This window comes from Kaistia sp. SLG-1 (genome assembly GCF_059699055.1).
The window spans coordinates 589,871-610,157 of sequence record NZ_AP048544.1; the positions used below are offsets into that span (position 1 = coordinate 589,871).

At 68.0% G+C, this 20,287-nt stretch carries 18 protein-coding genes; 8 read left to right on the plus strand and 10 right to left on the minus strand.

Annotation, left to right across the window (positions count from 1 at the left end; genetic code table 11):
• Positions 1–29 precede the first annotated feature (29 nt).
• Together AC6HZP_RS02670 and AC6HZP_RS02675 are read right to left on the minus strand one after the other, a co-directional pair.
• A complete protein-coding gene (locus tag AC6HZP_RS02670; protein WP_201402105.1) occupies positions 30–3,179 on the minus strand; it encodes an efflux RND transporter permease subunit in 3,150 nt (1,049 codons plus the stop codon).
• A complete protein-coding gene (locus tag AC6HZP_RS02675; protein ID WP_497525282.1) occupies positions 3,179–4,339 on the minus strand; it encodes an efflux RND transporter periplasmic adaptor subunit in 1,161 nt (386 codons plus the stop codon). The genes AC6HZP_RS02670 and AC6HZP_RS02675 overlap by 1 nt, the downstream gene beginning before the upstream one ends.
• Positions 4,340–4,427: 88 nt before the next feature.
• Between AC6HZP_RS02675 and AC6HZP_RS02680 the strand changes: the two genes are divergently transcribed.
• The gene (locus tag AC6HZP_RS02680; RefSeq protein WP_497525283.1) at positions 4,428–5,093 is read left to right on the plus strand and encodes a TetR family transcriptional regulator; all 666 of its coding nucleotides are present in this window, start codon (positions 4,428–4,430) and stop codon (positions 5,091–5,093) included.
• 227 nt (positions 5,094–5,320) lie between these two features.
• Here AC6HZP_RS02680 and AC6HZP_RS02685 read toward each other — a convergent pair whose 3' ends face one another.
• Complete coding sequence (locus tag AC6HZP_RS02685; protein WP_201402108.1) at positions 5,321–5,500, minus strand: hypothetical protein; 180 nt, start codon at positions 5,498–5,500, stop codon at positions 5,321–5,323.
• 201 nt (positions 5,501–5,701) lie between these two features.
• On the opposite strand from AC6HZP_RS02685, the gene AC6HZP_RS02690 reads away from it, so the two are divergent.
• On the plus strand, positions 5,702–6,307 hold the full coding sequence (locus tag AC6HZP_RS02690) for a sugar transferase (protein WP_497525284.1): 606 nt from the start codon (positions 5,702–5,704) through the stop codon (positions 6,305–6,307).
• 19 nt (positions 6,308–6,326) lie between these two features.
• On the opposite strand, the gene AC6HZP_RS02695 is transcribed toward AC6HZP_RS02690, so the two are convergent.
• The 4 genes from AC6HZP_RS02695 to AC6HZP_RS02710 are packed head-to-tail and all read right to left on the minus strand — an operon-like array spanning position 6,327 to position 10,874.
• Complete coding sequence (locus AC6HZP_RS02695; RefSeq protein WP_497525285.1) at positions 6,327–7,445, minus strand: glycosyltransferase family 4 protein; 1,119 nt, start codon at positions 7,443–7,445, stop codon at positions 6,327–6,329.
• Positions 7,442–8,749: a lipopolysaccharide biosynthesis protein gene (locus tag AC6HZP_RS02700; RefSeq protein ID WP_497525286.1), complete on the minus strand. Its 1,308-nt coding sequence runs from the start codon at positions 8,747–8,749 to the stop codon at positions 7,442–7,444. The genes AC6HZP_RS02695 and AC6HZP_RS02700 overlap by 4 nt, the downstream gene beginning before the upstream one ends.
• Positions 8,749–9,888 (minus strand): glycosyltransferase family 4 protein, encoded by a 1,140-nt coding sequence (locus AC6HZP_RS02705; protein WP_497525287.1) that lies wholly within the window; start codon positions 9,886–9,888, stop codon positions 8,749–8,751. The genes AC6HZP_RS02700 and AC6HZP_RS02705 overlap by 1 nt, the downstream gene beginning before the upstream one ends.
• A complete protein-coding gene (locus AC6HZP_RS02710; RefSeq protein WP_497525288.1) occupies positions 9,888–10,874 on the minus strand; it encodes an NAD-dependent epimerase/dehydratase family protein in 987 nt (328 codons plus the stop codon). The genes AC6HZP_RS02705 and AC6HZP_RS02710 overlap by 1 nt, the downstream gene beginning before the upstream one ends.
• 624 nt (positions 10,875–11,498) lie before the next feature.
• Here AC6HZP_RS02710 and AC6HZP_RS02715 point away from each other — a divergent pair.
• The 4 genes from AC6HZP_RS02715 to AC6HZP_RS02730 all read left to right on the plus strand — a co-directional run bounded on the left by AC6HZP_RS02715 (position 11,499) and on the right by AC6HZP_RS02730 (position 14,829).
• On the plus strand, positions 11,499–12,176 hold the full coding sequence (locus AC6HZP_RS02715; protein WP_201402114.1) for an outer membrane protein: 678 nt from the start codon (positions 11,499–11,501) through the stop codon (positions 12,174–12,176).
• A 263-nt stretch (positions 12,177–12,439) separates the two neighbouring features.
• Positions 12,440–13,117, plus strand: a complete 678-nt coding sequence (locus AC6HZP_RS02720; protein WP_497525289.1) for an outer membrane protein — start codon at positions 12,440–12,442, stop codon at positions 13,115–13,117.
• Positions 13,118–13,304: 187 nt separating this feature from the next.
• On the plus strand, positions 13,305–14,534 hold the full coding sequence (zigA, locus tag AC6HZP_RS02725; RefSeq protein ID WP_497525290.1) for a zinc metallochaperone GTPase ZigA: 1,230 nt from the start codon (positions 13,305–13,307) through the stop codon (positions 14,532–14,534).
• 4 nt (positions 14,535–14,538) lie between these two features.
• Entirely contained in the window at positions 14,539–14,829 is a 291-nt protein-coding gene (locus AC6HZP_RS02730; RefSeq protein WP_497525291.1) for a hypothetical protein, read from the plus strand.
• On the opposite strand, the gene AC6HZP_RS02735 is transcribed toward AC6HZP_RS02730, so the two are convergent.
• From AC6HZP_RS02735 to dsbD, 3 genes are read right to left on the minus strand one after another with little or no spacing between them, the layout of a single operon-like run.
• Positions 14,826–15,536 carry a L,D-transpeptidase gene (locus AC6HZP_RS02735; RefSeq protein WP_201402118.1) on the minus strand — a complete coding sequence of 237 codons (711 nt, stop codon included), beginning with the start codon at positions 15,534–15,536 and terminating at the stop codon, positions 14,826–14,828. The two genes, AC6HZP_RS02730 and AC6HZP_RS02735, sit on opposite strands and share 4 nt — an antisense overlap.
• Positions 15,537–15,586: 50 nt before the next feature.
• Complete coding sequence (locus AC6HZP_RS02740; protein WP_497525292.1) at positions 15,587–16,207, minus strand: DsbA family protein; 621 nt, start codon at positions 16,205–16,207, stop codon at positions 15,587–15,589.
• 34 nt (positions 16,208–16,241) lie between these two features.
• Entirely contained in the window at positions 16,242–18,110 is a 1,869-nt protein-coding gene (gene dsbD, locus AC6HZP_RS02745; protein ID WP_497525293.1) for a protein-disulfide reductase DsbD, read from the minus strand.
• A 98-nt stretch (positions 18,111–18,208) separates the two neighbouring features.
• Here dsbD and AC6HZP_RS02750 point away from each other — a divergent pair, with 98 nt between their 5' ends.
• Both AC6HZP_RS02750 and AC6HZP_RS02755 read left to right on the plus strand, forming a co-directional pair.
• Positions 18,209–18,871, plus strand: a complete 663-nt coding sequence (locus AC6HZP_RS02750) for a response regulator transcription factor (protein WP_497525294.1) — start codon at positions 18,209–18,211, stop codon at positions 18,869–18,871.
• The gene (locus AC6HZP_RS02755; protein ID WP_497525295.1) at positions 18,868–20,220 is read left to right on the plus strand and encodes an ATP-binding protein; all 1,353 of its coding nucleotides are present in this window, start codon (positions 18,868–18,870) and stop codon (positions 20,218–20,220) included. The genes AC6HZP_RS02750 and AC6HZP_RS02755 overlap by 4 nt, the downstream gene beginning before the upstream one ends.
• Positions 20,221–20,287: the final 67 nt, after the last annotated feature.

Sequence of the window (20,287 nt, forward strand, 5' to 3'; positions counted from 1 at the left end):
TTCTTTTTGTTGGCGAGGGGCAGGGGCGCTTACGCCGGTTCCTGCTTGGCCTCGATCGCCGGGATTGCCGGCTCGGCCTTCTTCTTCGTCTTGCCGTCACGCCCGCCGATCAGCTTGTAGAACAGCGGGATGAAGAAGACGGCGATGAAGGTTGCCGCCAGCATGCCGCCGATGACGCCGGTGCCGATCGAATGGCGGCTGGCGGAGCCGGCGCCCGTCGAGATCGCCAGCGGCAGCACGCCGAGGATGAAGGCGAGCGACGTCATGACGATCGGACGGAAGCGCAGGCGCGCCGCCTCGAGCGCGGCGTCGAAGGCGCTCATGCCTTCCTCGCGCTTGATCACCGCGAACTCGACGATCAGGATCGCGTTCTTCGCGGCGAGGCCGATCAGCGTCACCAGGCCGATCTGGAAGTACACGTCGTTGCTCAGCCCCCGGAGCCAGATGGCCAAGAGGGCGCCGAACAGGGCGAACGGTACCGCCAGGATGACGGCGAAGGGCAGCGACCAGCGCTCGTACTGGGCGGCGAGGATCAGGAACACCATGATGATGCCGAAGATCAGCGCCTGCTGGCCGGTGCCGCCGGTGGCGATTTCCTGGTAGGCGGAGCCCGTCCAGGCGACCGTGTAGTTGGCGGGAAGCGCCGTGGCCGCGACCTCGCGGATCGCCGCCAGCGCCTGGCCGGAGGAATAGCCGGGCGCCGGGTTGCCCATCACCTTGGCGGCCGGGAAGTTGTTGAAGCGCTCCAGGAGGTCCGGACCGATGGTCCGATCGACGGTGACGAGCGTGTCGAGCGGGATCATGCTGCCGCTGTCAGACCGCACGAAGACCTGGCTGAGATCGCTCGGCTTCTCGCGGAAGTTCGCCTCCGACTGCAGCTTGACCTGGAAATTGCGGCCATAGAGCGTGAAGTCGTTGACGTAGAGGCTGCCGAAGGTCGCCTGCATGGTCGCGAAGATCGACGTCAACGGGACGCGAAGGGCCTTGGCCTTCTCGCGGTCGACATTGATCTTGAACTCCGGAACGTTGGTCGAGAGCGTCGTGCGGACGCCCGTGAGTTCCGGCCGCTTGGAGGCGGCGTCGATCAACGCCTGGGTGGAGGCGAGCAGCTGCTGCGTGCCGCCGCCGGCGCGGTCCTGGACGTACAGCTCGAAGCCGCCCGTCGTGCTCAGGCCCTGGATCGGCGGCGGGTTGAAGGCCAGGATCATACCGTCCTGGATGCCGGCGTTCATGCCCATGATCTGGCCGGGCATGGCGCGGGCGTCCAGATTGGGGCTCTTGCGCTCGGACCAGTCCTTCAGCATGACGAAGCTGGCGCCGGCGCTGGGCGACTGCGAGCCGGCCAGGAGGTCGAAGCCCGAGAAGGCCAGCACGCTCTTCACCGCGGGATGCGACGACATGTTTTCGCTCGCCGTCGACATGACGTCGCTGGTGCGCGTCAGCGCCGCCGCCGGCGGCAGCACGCCGACGACGATCAGATAGCCCTGGTCCTCGTCCGGCACCAGCGCGCCGGGGATCTTGGTGGACAGGTAGCCCGCGGCGCCCACCATGACGGCGAACAGCGTGATGCCGAGCGCGGCGCGCTTCAGGAAGAAGCGGACGCCCGCCGTATAGCCGCTGGTGATCCGGTCGAAGACGCGGTTGAACCAGCGGAACGGCGCCCAGGGCTCGTGGTGGCCCGGCTTCAGGATCAGGGCGCAGAGCGCCGGGGTCAGCGTCAGCGCGACGATGCCCGAGATGGTCACCGAGACGGCGATGGTGATGGCGAACTGGCGATACATCTCGCCGGCGAGACCACCCATGAAGGCGACCGGCACGAACACCGAGACGAGCACCAGCACGATGGCGATGACGGGGCCCGTCACTTCGCTCATTGCCTTGATCGTCGCCTCGCGTGGCGGCAGCTTCTCCGTCGTCATGATGCGTTCGACGTTCTCGAGCACGACGATGGCGTCGTCGACGACGATACCGATCGCGAGCACGAGGCCGAACAGGGTCAGGAGGTTGATTGAGAAGCCGAGCAGATACATGCCCGCGAAGGTGCCGAGGATCGACACCGGCACGGCGATCAGCGGGATCAGCGTCGCCCGCCAGTTCTGCAGGAAGACGAAGACGACCACCACCACGAGGATCAGCGCCTCGATGAAGGTCTGGATCACCTCGTCGATCGAGGCCTGCACGAACAACGTCGTGTCATAGGGGATCGAGTAGCTGACGCCTTCCGGCATCCGCGTCGCGATCTCGTCCAGCCTCTCCTTCACGAGATGGATCGTATTGAGCGCGTTGGCGCCCGGCTGCAGATAGATACCGATGGGAACCGTCGGCTTGCCGGAGAGCGCGGCGCGGAAGCCGTAGTCCTGGGCGCCGAGATCGATGCGCGCAACATCGCGCAGCCTGAGGGTCGCGGCGTTCGGGTCAGCGCGCAGGATGATGTTGCCGAAGGCCTCGGGGTCGGGCAGGCGGCCGTCGGTGGTGACGGCATAGGAGAAGACGAGCTCGCCCTCGGTCGGCGGATCACCGACGCGGCCGGCGGCGTATTGCTGGTTCTGCTCGCGGATGGCGGTGGCGACGTCGTCCGTCGTCAGGCCGAACTGCGCCAGCTTGTCCGGGCGAAGCCAGACGCGCATGGCGTAGTTCTCGCGGCTGAACAGGTTCGCCTCGCCGACGCCGGGGGTGCGCTTCAGCTCGTCGATGATGTTGAGCAGCGCGTAGTTGGCGAGATAGACCGAGTCATACTGCGGATTGTCCGAGGTCAGCGCTACCACGGCCAGGATCGAGCTGGACTGCTTGTTGACGGTGACGCCGAGGCGCTGCACTTCCGAGGGGAGGGCCGAAAGCGCGCGCTGGACGCGGTTGTTGACGTTGATGGTCGCCTGGTCGGCGTCGGTGCCGGTGGCAAAGGTCACGATCAGTCGCATCGAGCCGGAGCCCGAGTTGATCGACTGCATGTAGATCATGTTCTCGACGCCGTTGATCTGCTCTTCGAGCGGCGCGGCGACGGTCTGCGTCAGCACTTCCGCGCTGGCGCCGGGATAGGTGGCGGTGACGACCACCTGCGGCGGTGTCAGCTCGGGATACTGCGCGATCGGCAGGGCGCGCATGGCGAGAAGGCCCGCCAGCACGATGACGATCGAGATGACGGCCGCGAAGACCGGCCGATCGACGAAGAAACGGTTCATCAGCTCGCCTGCTCAGTCTGGGCGGTTGCCTTGCCGGGGGCGACCGGCGCGCCGGCGCGGACCTTGATCACGCCGGAGGTGATGACCTGGTCGCCGGACTTCAGGCCGTCGAGCACGACCCAGCCGCCCTCGACCGCCGCGCCGAGCGTGACCGGGGTGATCGAGGCGACGTTCTTGTCGTCGATCGTGTAGACGAACTTGCCCTGCGGTCCCTGCATCACGGCGACTTCCGGCACGACGATCGCCGAGGCGAGCTTCATGCCGGTCACGGTGACCCGCACGAACTGGCCGGGGATCAGGTAGAGGTCCGGATTCTCGAACACGGCGCGCGAGCGGATGGTGCCGGTCTGCGTGTCGATGCTCGACGAGGTGAAGTCGATCTCGCCGGCCTTGTCGTAGTGCTTGCCGTCACCGAAGGTGATGTTCGCCGTCAGCTTGATGTCGGAAGCGCCGTTGTTCTGCTCCTCGGCGATGCGGCGGATTTCCGCCACGTCGGTGTCGTTGAGCGAGAAGTTCACATAGACCGGGTCGAGCTGCGTGATGGTGGTCAGCAGGCTGTCGGTGGTGCCGACGCCGATCAGGCTGCCCTCGGGAACGACGTCCAGGCTGGTCACGCCGTCGATCGGCGCCCGCACCGTGGCATAGTCGAGATTGATCTGCGCGGTCTTCAGCTGCGCCTTGGCGGCGGCGACGGCGGCTTCCGCCAGATCGACGGCGGACAGCGAGTCATCGCGGGTCTTCTGCGAGCCGACCTGGCGGCTGAACAGCTCGACCGCGCGCACCTTGTCGCGCGATGCCTGGGCGAGCTGCGCCTCGGCGGTCTGCAGCTGGGCCTGGGCGCGGGCAACTTCCGCCTCGTAGGTGGTCGGGTCGACGCGGAACAGCACGTCGCCGGCCTTGACGCGCGCGCCCTCGACATAGGCGCGTTCCTTCAGGATTCCGCCGACCTGGGCGCGGACCTGCACCTCGCGGAACGCCGAAACGCGGCCGGCATAGGTATAGCTCAGCGGGACTTCGCGCGCCTTCAGGGTCGAGATCTCGACGCTTGGCGGTGGCGGTGCCGCAGGCGCCTGCGCAATGGCTGTGGCCGGGAGCGCCAAAAGGCTGGCGCCGAGCAGGAGCGCTGATAGGGTCGTGGGGGGCACGAAGGGCAATCGCATGATATTGCACCGCAAAAAATGACGAGTCTGGAATTGTTGCAGCACCGCATATATACCGACATCGATGTATGTAAAGGGGAGTTGGTAAGTGCGGCGTACAAAATCTGAGTCTGAGGAAACTCGGCAACGCATCCTGAACGCGGCGGAAACCGTGTTTCTCGATATCGGTGTCTCGCGCGCTTCGCTCGACCGTATCGCGACGGAAGCGGGGGTGACGCGGGGTGCGATCTACTGGCATTTCGCCAACAAGCAGGAGCTCCTGACGGCGATCTGCGCCCGCGTCTACGACCTGCATGACGGCGTCGTCACCCGCAGCTGCGGCGAGGGGGGCGATCCCCTGCAGCGGCTGCTCGACTGGGGGCTCGAGGTGATCGAGCTGTTCGTCCGGGACGAGCACACCCGCCAAGTCTACAAGATCGTCGTGACGCGCTGCGAATACACCGGCGAGATGCAGGAGGCGCTGCGGCTTCAGCAGACCATGCATGACACCATGGTGGCGAACTTCCGGTGCGCCTTCGAGGCGGTCGAGGCGGCCGGCCAACTGGCCGAGGGCTGGACCGCGGAATCGGCCTCGACCACGCTGAAGTGTTTCATGTCGGGCATGCTGGACAACTGGCTTCGCTACGATTTCGACGCCGATGTCGCCAAGACCTACCGGGCCTGCCTGCGGGGTCTCGTCGAGAGCTTTCGCAGCAAGGATGACGCGCCGGTTGCGCCGGGAACAGCCCTCAAAGGGGGGATGGTCTCCGCCTGACGATGCAGGATCCCACCCAGATCCTACCTAAGTTGACGTAACGGAATGTGCAGGATAGTTTGAATTTCAGAATATCCTGAGCTGTCGTCCGGAGGGGGTGCAACCGATCCTTGCCGTCATGCCGTTCGCTGGGGAATGGCGGTCATTCGGCATCCATGCGCCATTCGAGCTGACGGGCGGGCTGCCTCGAGCGGGGCGCCCGTCGGGCCGGCAATTCGTGCGTGGGATCAGTCGGACAGCAATTGGCGTCCGATCGCCCACCACAGCAGGATGCTGATGGCGATGAGGCCCGCATAGACGGCCGTGCGCAGGAGCGCCCTGCCGATCACGCCGGGTTCGAGCGGCGCCGTTCGGCTTTTGCGTCTTTCGGACGTCTCCGGGCCGAAGGCCGGCTTTTCGGCGGTCATCAGGCGCATTCCAGACATGACGGGTGAGAATCGGACGCAATTCGGACGACGTTCGCGATGTGACTTTGCCAAGGGGGCCGTGTCAATTCCTCTGCGTAATGGGGGGTGGGAATGGGACCTTCATCGATCCGCGCGACGAGCGCGGAAGCGGCGGCTCGGGCCACCGGCGTCGGGACCAGGGCGAAGCCGCGGGGCTATCGGTTGAAGCGGGGTCTCGACATCGGCGTCGCGACCTTCGCCATTCTGCTGTTGCTGCCGGTCGGCGTGATCGTCGCGTTCCTGGTCGGGCTCGGCGGCGGACCGGTCTTCTATGTCGCGCCGCGTCGTGGAGCCGGCGGCCGGCGCTTCCACATGTACAAGTTCCGCACCATGGTGCCGGGCGCCGACGCCATTCTCGACGAGTTCCTGCAGAGTAGTCCCGAGGCCCGCTCGCGCTATGCCCGGGCCTACAAGATCGAAAGCGATCCCCGGATCACCTGGATGGGGCGGTTCCTGCGGCGGTTCAGCCTCGACGAGCTGCCGCAGTTCTTCAACGTCCTGCGCGGCGACATGAGTCTTGTCGGGCCGCGGCCACGCGGCGAGATCGAATTCGCGAGCGCCGCCCCCGGCGACCGGCTGTTCGAGGCCTATTATCTCTGCCGCCCCGGCATGACCGGGCTGTGGCAGGTGTCCGGGCGCTCCCGCACGGACTACCAGACCCGCCTCGAATTCGACGCCGATTATGCGAGGAAAGTCAGCCTCGCCGGCGATCTCGTCATTCTGGCGAGGACCGTGCCGGCGGCGCTGATCGGCACTGGGGCGTATTGATCCGCCTGCCTATTTTCGGTCAGCGTCGGCGCATCAGCGCGTGATAGAGTTTTGCATGGGCTGCCGATCCCCCGCTACGCAGATAGCGCGAAGCCACCAGATGGCGGCCGTTCTCGGCCAGGCGGGCATGACGGGCGGGATTGCCCAGCAGGTCGAGGATCGCGGCGGCATAGTCCCGCGGGTCGAAGCCGTCGACGAGGCGGCCGGTCTCGCCGTCGATCACGATGTCGCTGGTGCCGCCGATCTTCGACGCGACGACCGGCAGGCCGACATGCAGCGCCTCGATCGGCGCGATCGGATGCCCCTCCCAGAGTGACGGCAGCACGAGCAGCCGGGCCGAGCGAAACGCCCGCAGCACCTCGGCGCGCGGCAGCGCACCGGCCAATGTAATCGCGGCACGGGCCGGGCTGGCGGCGATCCGCGCCCTGAGCGCCGGCTCAAGCGGGCCGCCGCCGATCATCAGGAGCCGCAGGCCCGATCCGGCCAGATGCTCCCGAAGCCGTTCCATGATGTCGACCAGGAAGAGCGGGTTCTTCTGGGGGTGGGCCCGGCCGGCGAAGACCAAGTCGAAGCGTTGATCCAGCGGCTCGATGCCGGCGAAATCGGCGGGGTCGATGCCGTTCGGGATCCCATGGCCCCTCGGATCGTCGCGGCTGAGTATGGCTTCCCGGTCGGCGCGGTCACGATCGTCGCCGGCGACGAAGACGACGGCTTGGGCATGACCGGCGATGCGGCGTTCGGCCAGCTGGCCGAGCGCGCGGAGTGGTAACGGCTTGTTAGCGTGGTGGTAGCCGTGGACGGTGTAGACGAGCGGGCGCGACATCCGGAACCGGGGCGATGTCAGCGGCAGCCCGGCACGGGCGCCATGGGCATGGACGATGTCGGGTCGGATGCGGTCGATCCGCTCGGCGAGGCGACCTGGCAGACGCGGGTCGAGCCGGCCAGAGAAGAAGTCGAGCGCCTCGGTCGAGATCCCTTGCTCCGTCGCCGCCGCGAGCAGCGACGATCCCGGCCGGGTGACCAGCGAGACGTCGAAATCGCCGGAGCGGATCAGGTCGCGGCAGAGCCCGAGCACGGCGGTGGCGCCGCCGCCAGGACTTCCATCGGGGAGTATGTGCAGGATGCGCGGGCGGCTCATGCCGGCTGCTCCGCGATCGCGACATTCTTCCAGCGGCCGAGCGCGAGCGACCGGCAGACGAGCAGCAGCGAAGCCGTCGCGATCATGGCGAGCGCGGTGCCGGTCAGGCCGAAGGCGTGGACGAGCAGAACGCCGAGTATGGCCGAGGCGAGGGCGGCGCCGAGATTGATGAGCGCGAGCGGGCGATCGAGGCCGAGGCTGTAGAGGCCGTAATTCACCGCGTCGGCGACCAGCCGGACCGCCATGGCGAGGAGCATCCAGCCGAGCAGGCGGGCGTCGACCGGCGCGCCGGCACCGAGAAGCCGGGGCAGGGCGAAGGCGGCGGCGACGAGCAGGAGCGTTCCAAGCGCGATCGCGGCGACGGCGACGCGGGCGATCATGCGGGCCAGCGCCCGTCGCCAGGCCTCGGGCCCGCCGTTCCGCCGCGCCTGGACCAGATCGGGCAGCGATACCTGCACGATGGCCGCGGAGACGAGGACGTGCAGCGCGTTGGCGATCGACCAGTGCAGCACGAACACGCCGACGGCGCGGAGATCGAGGAACCAGTCGACGATGTAGCGGTCGAGATAGACCATGCCGACGAGGGCGAGGTCGTTCAGATAGATCAGCCAGCCTTCGCGAAGGCGGCGGCGGATCCAGCCCCGGTCTACGGAAGCGCGGCCGATCGCGGCGAGTGGCCAGGCGCGGAGGACGAAGGCGAGCCCGGCGAAATTGGCAACGAGCGCCGCGAGCCAGCAGATGAGCACGAAATCGAGCGTCCGGAGCTCCGGCAGCAGGATGCCGAGGCCGGCCGCCGGCACGACCCAGGCGCCGGTGCGGATGAAGAGCAGCCAGTTGGCGGCAAGCGGCTTGCCGACGCTGATCAGCGCGACATGGATGTCGAAGGCGAAGGCCTCCAGAATGAGGATCGGCGCAACGAGGAAAAGCGAGGCCGGCGGCGTGACGATGCCGGCGCCGATCAGCGCGGCGCAGGCCAAGCCCGCCGCCGCCAGGCTGAGCCCCGTCAGGACCAGCCGGTCGCGCACTCGCCGCCCGGCCTCGACCGGGGGACGGCCGACGATCTCGCGGCCGAGGAAATAGCTGGCGCCCCAGCCGAGCGCCACCGGCGTGACGCCCGCCGCGCCCTGGATCAGCCCGAACTTCCCGACTGCGTCGATGCCGAGATAGCGGGCGAGATAGACGAGGAGGGCGAGGCGCATGGCGAGGCCCATGGCGCGGATGACGAGATTGGCGACCGGCGTGACGAGCGGATGCCGGGCGACGAGCGATCGCCCCGCCGGGTCGGCCGTCGCTCCGGCGCGCATCAGCGAGCCTGCCCGGCGGCTGCGCTCGCGGGACCGGCCTGCGCCGCCCGCCGCGGCAATCTCTCCGCCCGCTGTTCGAGTAGGGCCGCGATCCGGTCCCAGTCGAGCGACGCGGCATAGGCGCGGCCGGCCTCGGCGTGGCGGCCGGCATCGGCGAGCGCGGCCTCCGCCGCCTCGGCGAGATTCTGCGGATCCGCGCGCGCGACGACGCCGCAGCCGGAAGCGGCGACGATGGTCTGCGCGCCATTGCCGGGATCGCCGGTGGTGACGACCGGCAGCCCGCTCGCCATCGCTTCGGCGACGACGCGCGGAAATCCTTCGCGCCGGCTGGTCAGCATCAGCAATGCGCTCTCGGCGAGCAGGCGGGCGCGGGTGGCGTCGTCGACCGTGCCGAGGATGTCGATCTCCTGGCGCACCGGCGAGGCGGCGACGCGGCTTTGAAGCTCCGGCATGGCGGGGCCGTCGCCGGCGATGGTCAGCCGGTCCGGATAGCCGCGCTCCCGCAGCGCCTCGAACGCCGCGACGAGGAGCGGCAGGTTCTTGTGCGCGGCGACGCGGCCGAGCGAAAGAAGCCCCCGCCGGGACGCGGCGGCCGGTACGGCATAGGCTGCGAGATCGAGGCCGCTCGGCAGCACGAAGAAGGGCCGGCCGGAGGCCGCTGAGATCGCCGTGGCGACGGCCTCGCTGATGGCGGCGTTGTCGGCCGTGAGGCGGGGCAGCCAGCGCTGGATCGTCCGGTGGAACGGGTCGTCGCGAACCTCGCACCAGTGCAGGATCGCCCGCCGCCGCGCCGCGCGCGGCAAGGTCACGGCGTGCAGCAGCGGCCATTGATTGAGGAGCACGAGATCATGCCCCCCGCCGCGAAGCCGGCGGCGGGTCCAGAGCGCGTAGCGGAAAATCGCCGGCCAGCTCCGTTTCATCCAGGCGCGCGGCGGCGACGTATAGGTCGGCGCCACCGGATGCCGGTAGATTCGCAGCCCGTCGACCGCTTCCTCGGCGGCGAGCCCCTCGGCATGCGCGACGCAGAAGATCTCGACCTCGTGGCCGCGCGCCGCGAGCGCTCGGCCGAGGCCGGCGAAGAACAGTTCCTGGCCGCCGAGGCTGGGCGGGAAGAGCTCGGTCAGGAGCGCGATCCGCATCAGGTCACCCCGGCCGGTTCGAGCGGGCGCTCGAACAGAAGCGGGCTGAAATCCGGCCGGTTCCAGAGATCGCGCAGGCTGTCGTCGATCGTCCGGCGCGGCCGCCAGCCGAAGCGCCGGCCGATCCGGCCGATGTCGGCGGCGAGGAACGGTCGGTCGACAGCGCGGTTCCGCGCGGCGTCGGGAACGGCTTCGAGATGGAGGCCGGTGATGGCGCGCATCCTGTCGAGGATCTCGGCGACGGAATGGCATTCGGAGGTGCCGAGATTGACGGCGAGGCTGGTGCCGCGCGGCACGTTGCCCGCGAGCGCCAGCGCGGCGAGGCCGGAAGCGGCGTCGTCGACATGGATATAGTCGCGCTTCGGCCAGAGATTGCCGAGCCGCAGCAACCGCCGGCCGCTCCGGATCTGCCAGACGATTTCCGGCAGCAGATGGGGATTGGTCTCGCCGGGGCCGACGACGTTGAAGAGCCGCGCGGCGATACCGCTGAAATCGCGACCGCGGGCGAAATGGGCGAGATATTGCTCGGCCTGGAACTTGGTCAGTCCGTAGAGGTCGACCGGGCCGAGCGCCGAGCGATCCTCGACATGCGGGCTTTCGGCCGGGCGATAGACGGCGCCGCTGCTCACCAGCACGAAGCGGCATCCGGCGGGCGCCGCCCGAAGCAGGTTGACCGTGCCGGCGAGATTGACCGTCACCGCCGTGAGCGGATCCCGCTCGCATTCAGGGATGAAATGGGTGGCGGCGAGGTGCAGGATGATCTCGGGCGCGAAGGCGTCCATCGTGCCGGCGACGAGGGGGCCGTCGCGGATATCCCCCTCGACCAGGATGAATTGCTCGCGCTCGTCGGCGGAAAAGCGCTCGCGCCCGAAATGGAGCGCGTCCAGCACCAGGACGTCGTGGTGGGCGATGAGCAGGCGCACCAGCGCCCTGCCGACGAAGCCCGACCCGCCCGTCACCAGAATCCGGCTGCGATGGCTTGTCATGGAGCTCCCCCCGGAGGCTCGTCCGGGCCGGACGACCTCGGTCGCCGGCGCGGCTCTTCATTTCAAGCAGGGCATTGCATGCGTGGCGGCAGTCGAAATGCGACGAAGAATCCGGCGCTTACTGGCTTTGACCGGCCTGTCGCAGGTCGATCCGCAGCACGTTTCTTTAGCACGATGTAGGAAAGTTCGCCATTCGGCCGGAGCCGATGTCAAAGCCCGCGCCCGGCAAGCTGCAGTGCAACGGCACACTTGGGGCGCGAAAAGCCGTGGCTTGGTCGTTAAGCAATCGGAAACGATGTTTCCGATTATCCACGTTAATTACATTGCCTTCCTATGTATTGAGTGGAGGCAGATCAGATTTGGCTTCCGTGCGAGTCTCCCCGAGTCGCCGCGCCTGAGTCGCGCCCTGCGACAATCTTGCAGTTTTCCATCCGAAATCGCTGGAATGTGGCGACATTTCGGACGCCGCCTGCGAAAGCCGGCCGAATCTGGATCCAAGTGTGGAGATATTGTGGCGAGGCCGATTTCACTGCTTTGATTCAAACTCTCGCTGTGTCTCGGCGACAACACTAATTCGGATGGGCTGTGATATAGCTAGCTCACGTTATTCAATGGAGCTCCCCGATGAACATCCTCCGCATTTCCGCTCTCGCTTCCGTCTCGCTGCTGGCCCTCGGCGTCACCGCCCAGGCCGCTGACCTGACCTACGAGCCCGCTCCGGTCGCTGCCGCTGCCCCGGCCGCCTTCAACTGGACCGGCTTCTACCTCGGCGTGCACGCCGGCGCCGCGATCACCAAGGGCGACTACACGGTCAACGGCTTCGACATCGGCAGCGAGTCCAACACCGGCTTCATCGGTGGCGTCCAGGCTGGTTACAACTACCAGATCGACAACATCGTGATCGGCGCCCAGACGGACCTCGCCTACACCTCGGCGAAGATCGGCGACTCGTACCTCGGCTACTCGGCTGACAACAAGCTCGATTGGCTCGGCACCACGACCGCTCGCGTCGGCTACGCCTTCGACAACTTCCTGGTCTACGGCAAGGGCGGTGTCGCCTACGGCGAGTCGAAGATCGACGCCAACACCCCGGTCGGTTCGTTCGACGAGTCGAAGTGGCACGTTGGTTGGACGGCTGGCGTCGGCGCTGAATACGCCTTCACCCAGAACATCACCGGCCTGGTCGAGTACAACTACGTCGACCTCGGCTCCAAGACCTACTTCGAGAACGTCGTCGGCGGCGGCGTCAAGGCCGACCTGACGTCGAACGTCATCAAGGCTGGTCTGAACTACAAGTTCTAATCCGACTTTCGGATTGGTACCGGAAAGGCGGCCCATCGGGCCGCCTTTTTCGTTTTGGGTCGATGCGAAAGGGCGCTCGGCGGTTCACAATTCGGAAATCATGTCTCCGATTATCAATGTTAATTGCGTTGTCTTTCTATGTATTTGACGAGCTAAGGAACTGAATTCTCTGCCTAGTTTCAGCTTCTTGCTGTGGCTCGGCGACAACACTAATTCGGTTGGGCTGTGATATAACTCGCTCACGTTCTTGCATGGAGCCCCCGATGAACATCCTCCGCGTTTCCGCTCTCGCGTCCGTTTCGCTGTTTGCCCTGGGCCTCACCGCCCAGGCCGCCGACCTGACCTACGAGCCCGCTCCGGTCGCCGCCGCGGCCCCGGCCGCCTTCAACTGGACCGGCTTCTACCTCGGCGTGCACGCCGGCGCCGCGATCCTGGATGGCGACTACAGCTTCACCGGCGTCGACATCGGCAGCGACAAGAACACCGGCTTCATCGGTGGCGCGCAGGCCGGCTACAACTACCAGATCGACAACATCGTGATCGGCGCCCAGACCGACTTCGCCTACACCTCGGCGAAGATCGGCGACCAGAACTTCCTCGGCGCCACGGCCGAGAACAAGCTCGAGTGGCTCGGTTCGACGACCGCTCGCGTTGGCTACGCCTTCGACAACTTCCTCGTCTACGGCAAGGGCGGTGTCGCCTACGGCCAGTCGAAGATCGACGTCAACACCCCGATCGGCTCGGTCGACGATTCGAAGTGGCACGTTGGTTGGACGGCTGGCGTCGGCGCCGAGTATGCCTTCACCCACAACATCACCGGCCTGCTCGAGTACAACTACGTCGACCTCGGCTCGAAGACCTACTTCGAGAACGCCACCAACGGCATCAAGGCCGACCTGACGACCAACGTCATCAAGGCTGGTCTGAACTACAAGTTCTGATCCGCTGGGATCGGTACCGGAAAGGCGGCCCATCGGGCCGCCTTTTTCGTTTCCACCTCCCTGAAGGGGCCGCCTCGCGCGGCCCCTTTTGTTTGTCGTGACGACTGGCGGTTCGCCGAAGCCGCTTGCCAGGCGGCGGATCCTTTCGTAGAAGTGTTATGTTATAACATAACATGGAAACTGCGCGATGCCCCCCATCGACGCCGACGGCCGTCTGCCCGTCACCGTACTCTCCGGCTTTCTCGGCGCCGGCAAGACCACGCTGCTGAACCACATCCTCAATAATCGCGAAGGCCGGCGCGTCGCCGTCATCGTCAACGACATGAGCGAGGTGAACATCGACGCCGGGCTCGTGCGCGATGGCGGAGCGAACCTCTCGCGCACCGAGGAACAGCTGGTCGAGATGTCGAACGGCTGCATCTGCTGCACGCTGCGCGACGACCTGCTCCAGGAAGTCCGGGCGCTCGCCGCCGAGGGACGGTTCGACTATCTGCTGATCGAGGGAACCGGCATCGCCGAGCCGCTGCCGATCGCCGCCACCTTCGAGTTCCGCGACGAGGAAGGCGCATCGCTCGCCGACGTCGCAAGGCTCGACACCATGGTGACCGTCGTCGACGCGGTGAACCTCCTGAATGATTATTCCAGCCGGGATCTCTTGCGCGATCGCGGCGAGACGGCGGGGGAGGGCGACGAGCGCGCGCTGGTCGATCTCCTGGTCGAGCAGATCGAGTTCGCCGATGTCGTTGTCATCAACAAGGCCGAGGACGTCGAGCCGCACGAGCGCGATCTGGTCGCGACCATCGTCCGGGCGCTCAATCCCGACGCGCGCATCGTCTTTGCCGCCTTCGGCCGGGTGGCGATCGGCGACGTGCTCGGCACCGGACTGTTCGATCCGGACCGGGCCGAGGAGCATCCGCTCTGGTTCAAGGAACTGAACGGCTTTCGCGACCATGTGCCGGAGACCGAGGAATACGGCATATCGAGCTTCGTCTACCGGGCGCGGAGGCCGTTTCACCCGGCCCGATTTCAGGCGTTTCTGGCGGCGAGCTGGCCGGGGCTCATCCGGGCGAAGGGGCTGTTCTGGCTGGCGACGCGACCCGAATGGGTGGGCGACATGAGTCTCGCCGGATCGCTCTGCCGCACGGGTCCGATGGGCTTCTGGTGGGCGGCGGTGCCGAAGGAGCGCTGGCCGGACGACGCCGAATGGCAGGCGCGGTTGAAGCGGAACTGGGCGCCGGCCTTCGGCGATCGCCGGCAGGAGCTGGTCTTCATCGGTCGCCAGCTCGACGAGGCGGCGATCCGGGCGGCGCTCGATACGTGCCTGGTCGGCTCGTCGGATCCGGCCCGCTTCGACATCGCCGCGTTCCGCGATCTCGACGATCCGTTCCCGGACTGGCGGCGCGGCCGGGCGGCGTGAGGCGATGCGGTTTTTAAACCCGTTCGCGCCGCGCGAGCCGGCGCAGAATGTCGAGGCGGCGGCGCGGATCAAGGGCTGGACGCGGGACGCGCTCGGCCTCGACGAGGCGGCGCGCGTCCTGGTGCATGAGCTTGCCTGCGCGCGGCCGGGCTGTCCGCCGCGCGAGACGGTGGTGCTGGTGGTGCCGGCCGACGCGCCGCCGTTCCGGATCGCCCTGCACCGGGCGATGCACGAGCTGACCGAGGCCGATCTCGCCAGCGCCTGGCGCGACCGGCCTCCGGTCGAGGCGGACTAGATATTCGCCGGCGGCAGCTGCGCCATTTCTCTCTGGCTCTCGGGGCTGTCGAGGACGACGACCTTGGAGCCGGACGGCACGCGATTGTACAGGTCGAGGATGTCCTGGTTCATCATGCGAATGCAGCCGGACGAGACCGCCTGGCCGATCGACCAGGGCTGGTTGGTGCCGTGGATGCGGTAGAGCGTGTCCTGGCCGTTCTTGAACAGGTAGAGCGCGCGGGCGCCGAGCGGGTTTTCCGGGCCGCCTTCCATGCCGCCGGCCCACTTCGCGTTGCGCTCGGGGTCGCGCTTGATCATGTCCTGCGTCGGGGTCCAGCGCGGCCACTGCCGCTTGTACTGCACCGTCGCCGAGCCGGTGAATTCGAGGCCGGCCTTGCCGACGCCGACGCCGTAGCGCAGCGCCTGGCCGTCTTCCTGCACCAGGTAGAGGAAGCGGTTGTGCGGATCGACGACGATCGTGCCGGGCTGCTCGCCGGTCGGATCCTTGACCACCTGGCGCATGTTGCGCGTCTGCAGGCGCTTCAGGTCGACGGCCGGAATCGGGAACTTGTCGTCGTCGATGGCGGCGTAGCGGCTGACGGTGGCCGGGTCGAGGCGCGGCGGCGCCTCGGCGACCGGACCCGTGGTGGCGCAGGCGGTAACGACCGGCAGGAGCAGTGCCAGGGCGACGAAGTTCCGGCGCGACGGGTGGGAGGAAAGCGACATGGCGCTTCTTTCTGCTGGGATGGGCATGGGATTGGGGGAACGGATTTCGGTTATTTGGCCTGGCGTTCGCGCGCGTCGGCGACGACCTGCTTGAAGCCGGCATAGTCGAGCGAGCCGGTCCGGAACGGCCCGACCAGGAAGGTCGGCGTGCCGGTCAGGCCCAGCGATTCGGCCTGGGCGAGGTTGCGCTGGAGCAGCGCGGTGATCGCAGGGCCATGATTGTCGAGGTCGGACTGCAGGCGCTTCATATTGAGGTGGGTGGCCTGGATCGCCTTCAGCATGTCCTCTTCCGAGGCCCTGCGGCCGGAGACGTTCATCAGCGCGTTGTGCGCCGTCTCGTAGCCGCCCTGGTACTTGGCGCCGAGCGCCAGCTGCGCGCCGACGACGGAGGATTTGCTGAGGATCGGCCAGTCCTTGTAGATCACCCGGATGTTGCCGTCCTCCTTGACGACGCGTTCCAGCTCGGGCGCGGACTTCTTGCAGTAGATGCAGTTGTAGTCGAGATAGGCGACGATGGTGACGTCGCCCTTCGGATTGCCGCCGACCGGCGCTTCCGGATCGTTGAGGATCGCGTTGACGTCGACCTGCTGCGCGGAGGCGGGGCTGGCCAGCAGCGGGGCAACGGCCAAGGCGGCAGCGCTCGAAGCAAAGAAGTTGCGGCGGGTGATCATGATGTCTCCTTATAACCGGGGGATGAGGCGATGTTCAGACGCCTGCGCGCCGCAAGCTGCTTCCAAACGCCGCAGCCGTTGTCGCCCCGATGCTGCGCGTGCCTTCGATTTCGGTGCCGGTCCCGGGGTCGAGGATCAGCATGGTGGGCGGCCCGACGACGCCGAAGCGCTGCATCAGCGCCTGGGTGTCGGGCGTCGTCGCGGTGACGTCGGCGAGGATCACCGAGGCCCGCTCCAGCCGGGCGGAGATCTCCGGGTCGGCGAGGACGTTGCGCTCGTTGCTCTTGCAGACCGTGCACCAGTCGGCCGTGAAGGAAACGAAGATCGGCTTGCCGTCGGCGCGGGCGCTGGTGATGGCCGCGTCCATCGCCGCGGGCGAGCTGACGCGGATCGCCGTCTCGTGGCGGGTCGTCGCCGTCGTGGTCCGGCCCTCGGTCAGGAAGGCGAGCGGCCGCAACGGGTCCTCGGCGCCGGCACTGGCGCCGATGATCAGCACCGCGCCATAGACCAGCGCGGCGAAGCCGAGCGTCCGGCGCGGATGGTCGATGAGCGGCCGGGCGGGCAGGGAGCGTGGCGCGGCGGTCAGGGCGAAGCCGGTGCCGATCGCCAGCAGTGCCCAGAGCGCGAGCGTCAGCGAGCCGGGCAGCACGCGGCCGGCCATCTCGATGGCGAGGCCGAGGAAGACGATGCCGAAGATGCCCTTGATGCGGCCGAGCCACGGGCCGGCGCGCGGCAGCACGCCGGCGCCGAAGGTGCCGACGGCGATCAGCGGCAGGCCCATGCCGAGGCCGAGCGCGAACAGCGCGCCGGCGCCGCGCGCGACGTCGCCGGTCTGCGAGACATAGAGGAGGGCGGCGGCGAGGGGCGGGGTCACGCAGGGGCCGACGATCAGCGCCGAGCCGAAGCCGAGCAGGGCTGCGCCCGCCAGCGAGCCGCCCTTGCCGGCGGTCGCCGGCTGCAGGAAACGTGACAGGAAGGCCGGCGCCTGCAGGTCGTAGAGCCCGAACATGGAGAGCGCGAGCGCGACGAGAACCAGGCTCATCAGCCCGAGCGCCCAGGGCGTCTGCAGCGCGGCCTGGAGGTTCTGGCCCGACCAGGCGGCGACGATTCCGAGCAGGCCATAGGCCACGGCCATCGCCAGCACATAGGCGAGCGACAGGGTAAAGCCGCGCCGCGCCGAGGTGTCGGCGCCGGAGCGGGCGATGATGCCGGAGAGGATCGGGATCATCGGGAAGACGCAGGGGGTGAGCGCCAGCAGCAGGCCGAAGCCGAGGAAGGCGACGAGCATGACGGCGGCGTTGCCGGCCATCAGCGTCGTGCCGATGGCGGCGTCCGCCGGATCGGCCTCGACCGGAGTCGCCGGCGTCACGGACGTCGCTTCGTCGGCGCCGCCGACGCTGGCCATGTCGAATTTCGGCGTCGCGAGGCTGAAGGCCGGGCCGGCCGCGCCGACCGAAAGCGTGGCGAGGTCGATGGTCCTGCGCGTCGGCGGATAGCAGATGCCGGCCTCGGCGCAGCCCTGGAAGGTGACGGTCAGCGTCTCGCCGTCGCCGAGATCGGCGGCCCGGATCCGCGCCTCGGCCTCGCGGTGATAGACCTCGGTCGGCCCGAAATTCGGATCGTCCTTCATCTCGCCGGAAGGCGTCGTGACGGCGACGGCAGCGCCGTCCGCGTCGCTGGCTCCGATCTTGTCGCGATAGAGGTAGTTGCCGTCGGCAATGGTCCAGCCGAGCTTGAGATCGCCCGAGGCGTCGCGGCTCGCGGAAAGCGAGAACACGTCATCCGCCGCCGGTGGCGTCTGCGCGCCCGCCGGGGACAGGAAAGTCAGTGCCGCCAGCAGAAGCAGGGCGGTGAACGTCAGCGCATGGGAAAACGCACGTTCGAACGGTAGGAATCGCGACATCAGGGGGCTCATGCTTTTCGTCATGGAGCCTCCCTTCTGAATTCCACCTTAAGGCAGCCTTAAGCTGGCATGGCATGATGGGGCGCAAAGGAGACACGATGCGCATTCTGGTGGTCGAGGATGATCCGATCCTGGCGGACGGGCTGAAAGTCGGGCTGGGCCTTGCCGGCGCCACCGCCGATCTGGTCGGTTGCTGCGGCGACGCGCGCTCGGCGCTGGCCGGGCACGACTTCGACGCCGTCGTGCTCGACGTCATGCTGCCGGACGGCTCCGGCCTCGACGTGCTGAAGGAGATGCGCAGGGCGGGCGACCGCACGCCCGTATTGCTGCTGACCGCGCTCGACGAGGTTTCCGACCGCATTCGCGGGCTCGACGGCGGCGCCGACGATTATCTGAGCAAGCCGTTCGATCTCGACGAGCTGGCGGCGCGCATCCGCGCCATCGCCCGCCGCGCCGGCGGACGGGCGGCGCCGATGCTGGTCGCGGGCGGGCTGATCCTCGATCCCGCCGCGATGACCGCCGCCCTCGAAGGCGTCGACATCCCGTTGTCACGGCGCGAATTCGCCGTGCTGTCGCTCCTGATGGAGCGGCCGGGCATCATCCGCTCCAAGGCCGATATCGAGGACCGGCTCTATGGCTGGCACGAGGAGGTCGAGAGCAATGCCGTCGAGGTGCACGTCCACAATCTCCGCGCCAAGATCGGCCGCGCCGCCATCGAGACGGTGCGCGGGCTCGGCTACCGGATGAGAAGCGACGCATGAACTCGCTGCGCCGCCGCCTTTTCCTGATCCTTCTGCTCGCGACCGGCGTGATCTGGCTCTCGGCCGTCGTCTGGATCTACCAGGTCAGCCGCGTCGAGGTGGAACACGTGCTCGACACGCGGCTCCAGGAAGCGGCGCGCATGGTGGATTCGCTGGTTTCCGGTCGCCTGCCGGCTCCGGGCGAGCCGGCGGCGACGCTTCCGGGCGATTCCTATGCCCGCCAGTTGTCCTGCCAGATCTGGTCGCTCGACGGCCGGCTGATCGCCCGCTCCTCCGGCGCCCCGGACGAGCAGCTCGCCGGGCCCGCGCCCGGCTTCTCGGAGCGGATCATCGACGGCGTGCGCTGGCGGATCTTCACCGTCGACGACGCCGCCAAGGGCGTTCGCGTCATGGTCGGCGACCGGCTCAGCCTGCGCGACCGGCTGATCGCCGACCTGATCAAGGGCCTGCTGTGGCCGACGCTGCTGGTGGCGCCGCTGCTCGGCCTCCTGATCTGGATCAGCCTCGGCCGGGGCCTCAGCCCGCTCCGCGACATCACCCGGGCGCTCGAGGGGCGCGACGCCGAGGACATGCGCCCGATCGACGCCAGCCACGCGCCGGCGGAGATCCGCCCGCTCGCCGACGCGTTGAACGCGCTCTTCGCCAAGGTCGAGGCGGCGCGCCAGCAGGAGCGCGAGGTCACCGCCTTCGCCGCGCATGAATTGAAGACGCCGCTCGCCGGGCTGAAGACGCAGACGCAGATCGCGCTCGCCACCACCGACGACGAGATCCGCAACGGCGCGCTGCGGCAGATCCTCTCCTCCGTCGACCGCACGACGCGGCTGGTGCGCCAGCTGCTGGTGCTCGCCAGGCTCGACGCCGGCTCGTCGACCCCGCCGGCCTCGCCTATCAGCCTCGGCGACATCATCGACGAGATCCGCGTCATCGGCGGCCCGGCGCCCGGCTGCCGCGTGGTCGTCGATCCCTTGCTCTATGATCGCCGGGTGCCGAGCGACCGCGAAATGCTGACGATCGCGCTGCGCAACCTGCATGAGAACGCGGTCCAGCACAGTCCGCCCGGCGGCACGGTGACCTGGGGCTTCACGCCCGACGGGCTCGGCGTGATGGTCGAGGACGAGGGGCCGGGCATCGACGCCGACGAGTTGCCGCATGTCCGCCAGCGTTTTTATCGCGGCCGAAGCCGCAGCCCCGTCGGCAGCGGGCTCGGCCTCGCCATCGTCGAGGCGGCGGCGGCGCGCATCGGCTGGAGCCTGCATCTGGGAGGACGGACGGGGCGGAGCGGCCTCCGCGCCGAACTCCGGCGCGCCGGCGACGCCGAGCTCCGGCGCGCGGGCGACGCGGCCGCCTGACCCTTATATTACCTTATATTAATCGGCGGCGGACTAGGCTCGCTTCCGGACTGCCGATCGCGTTCGC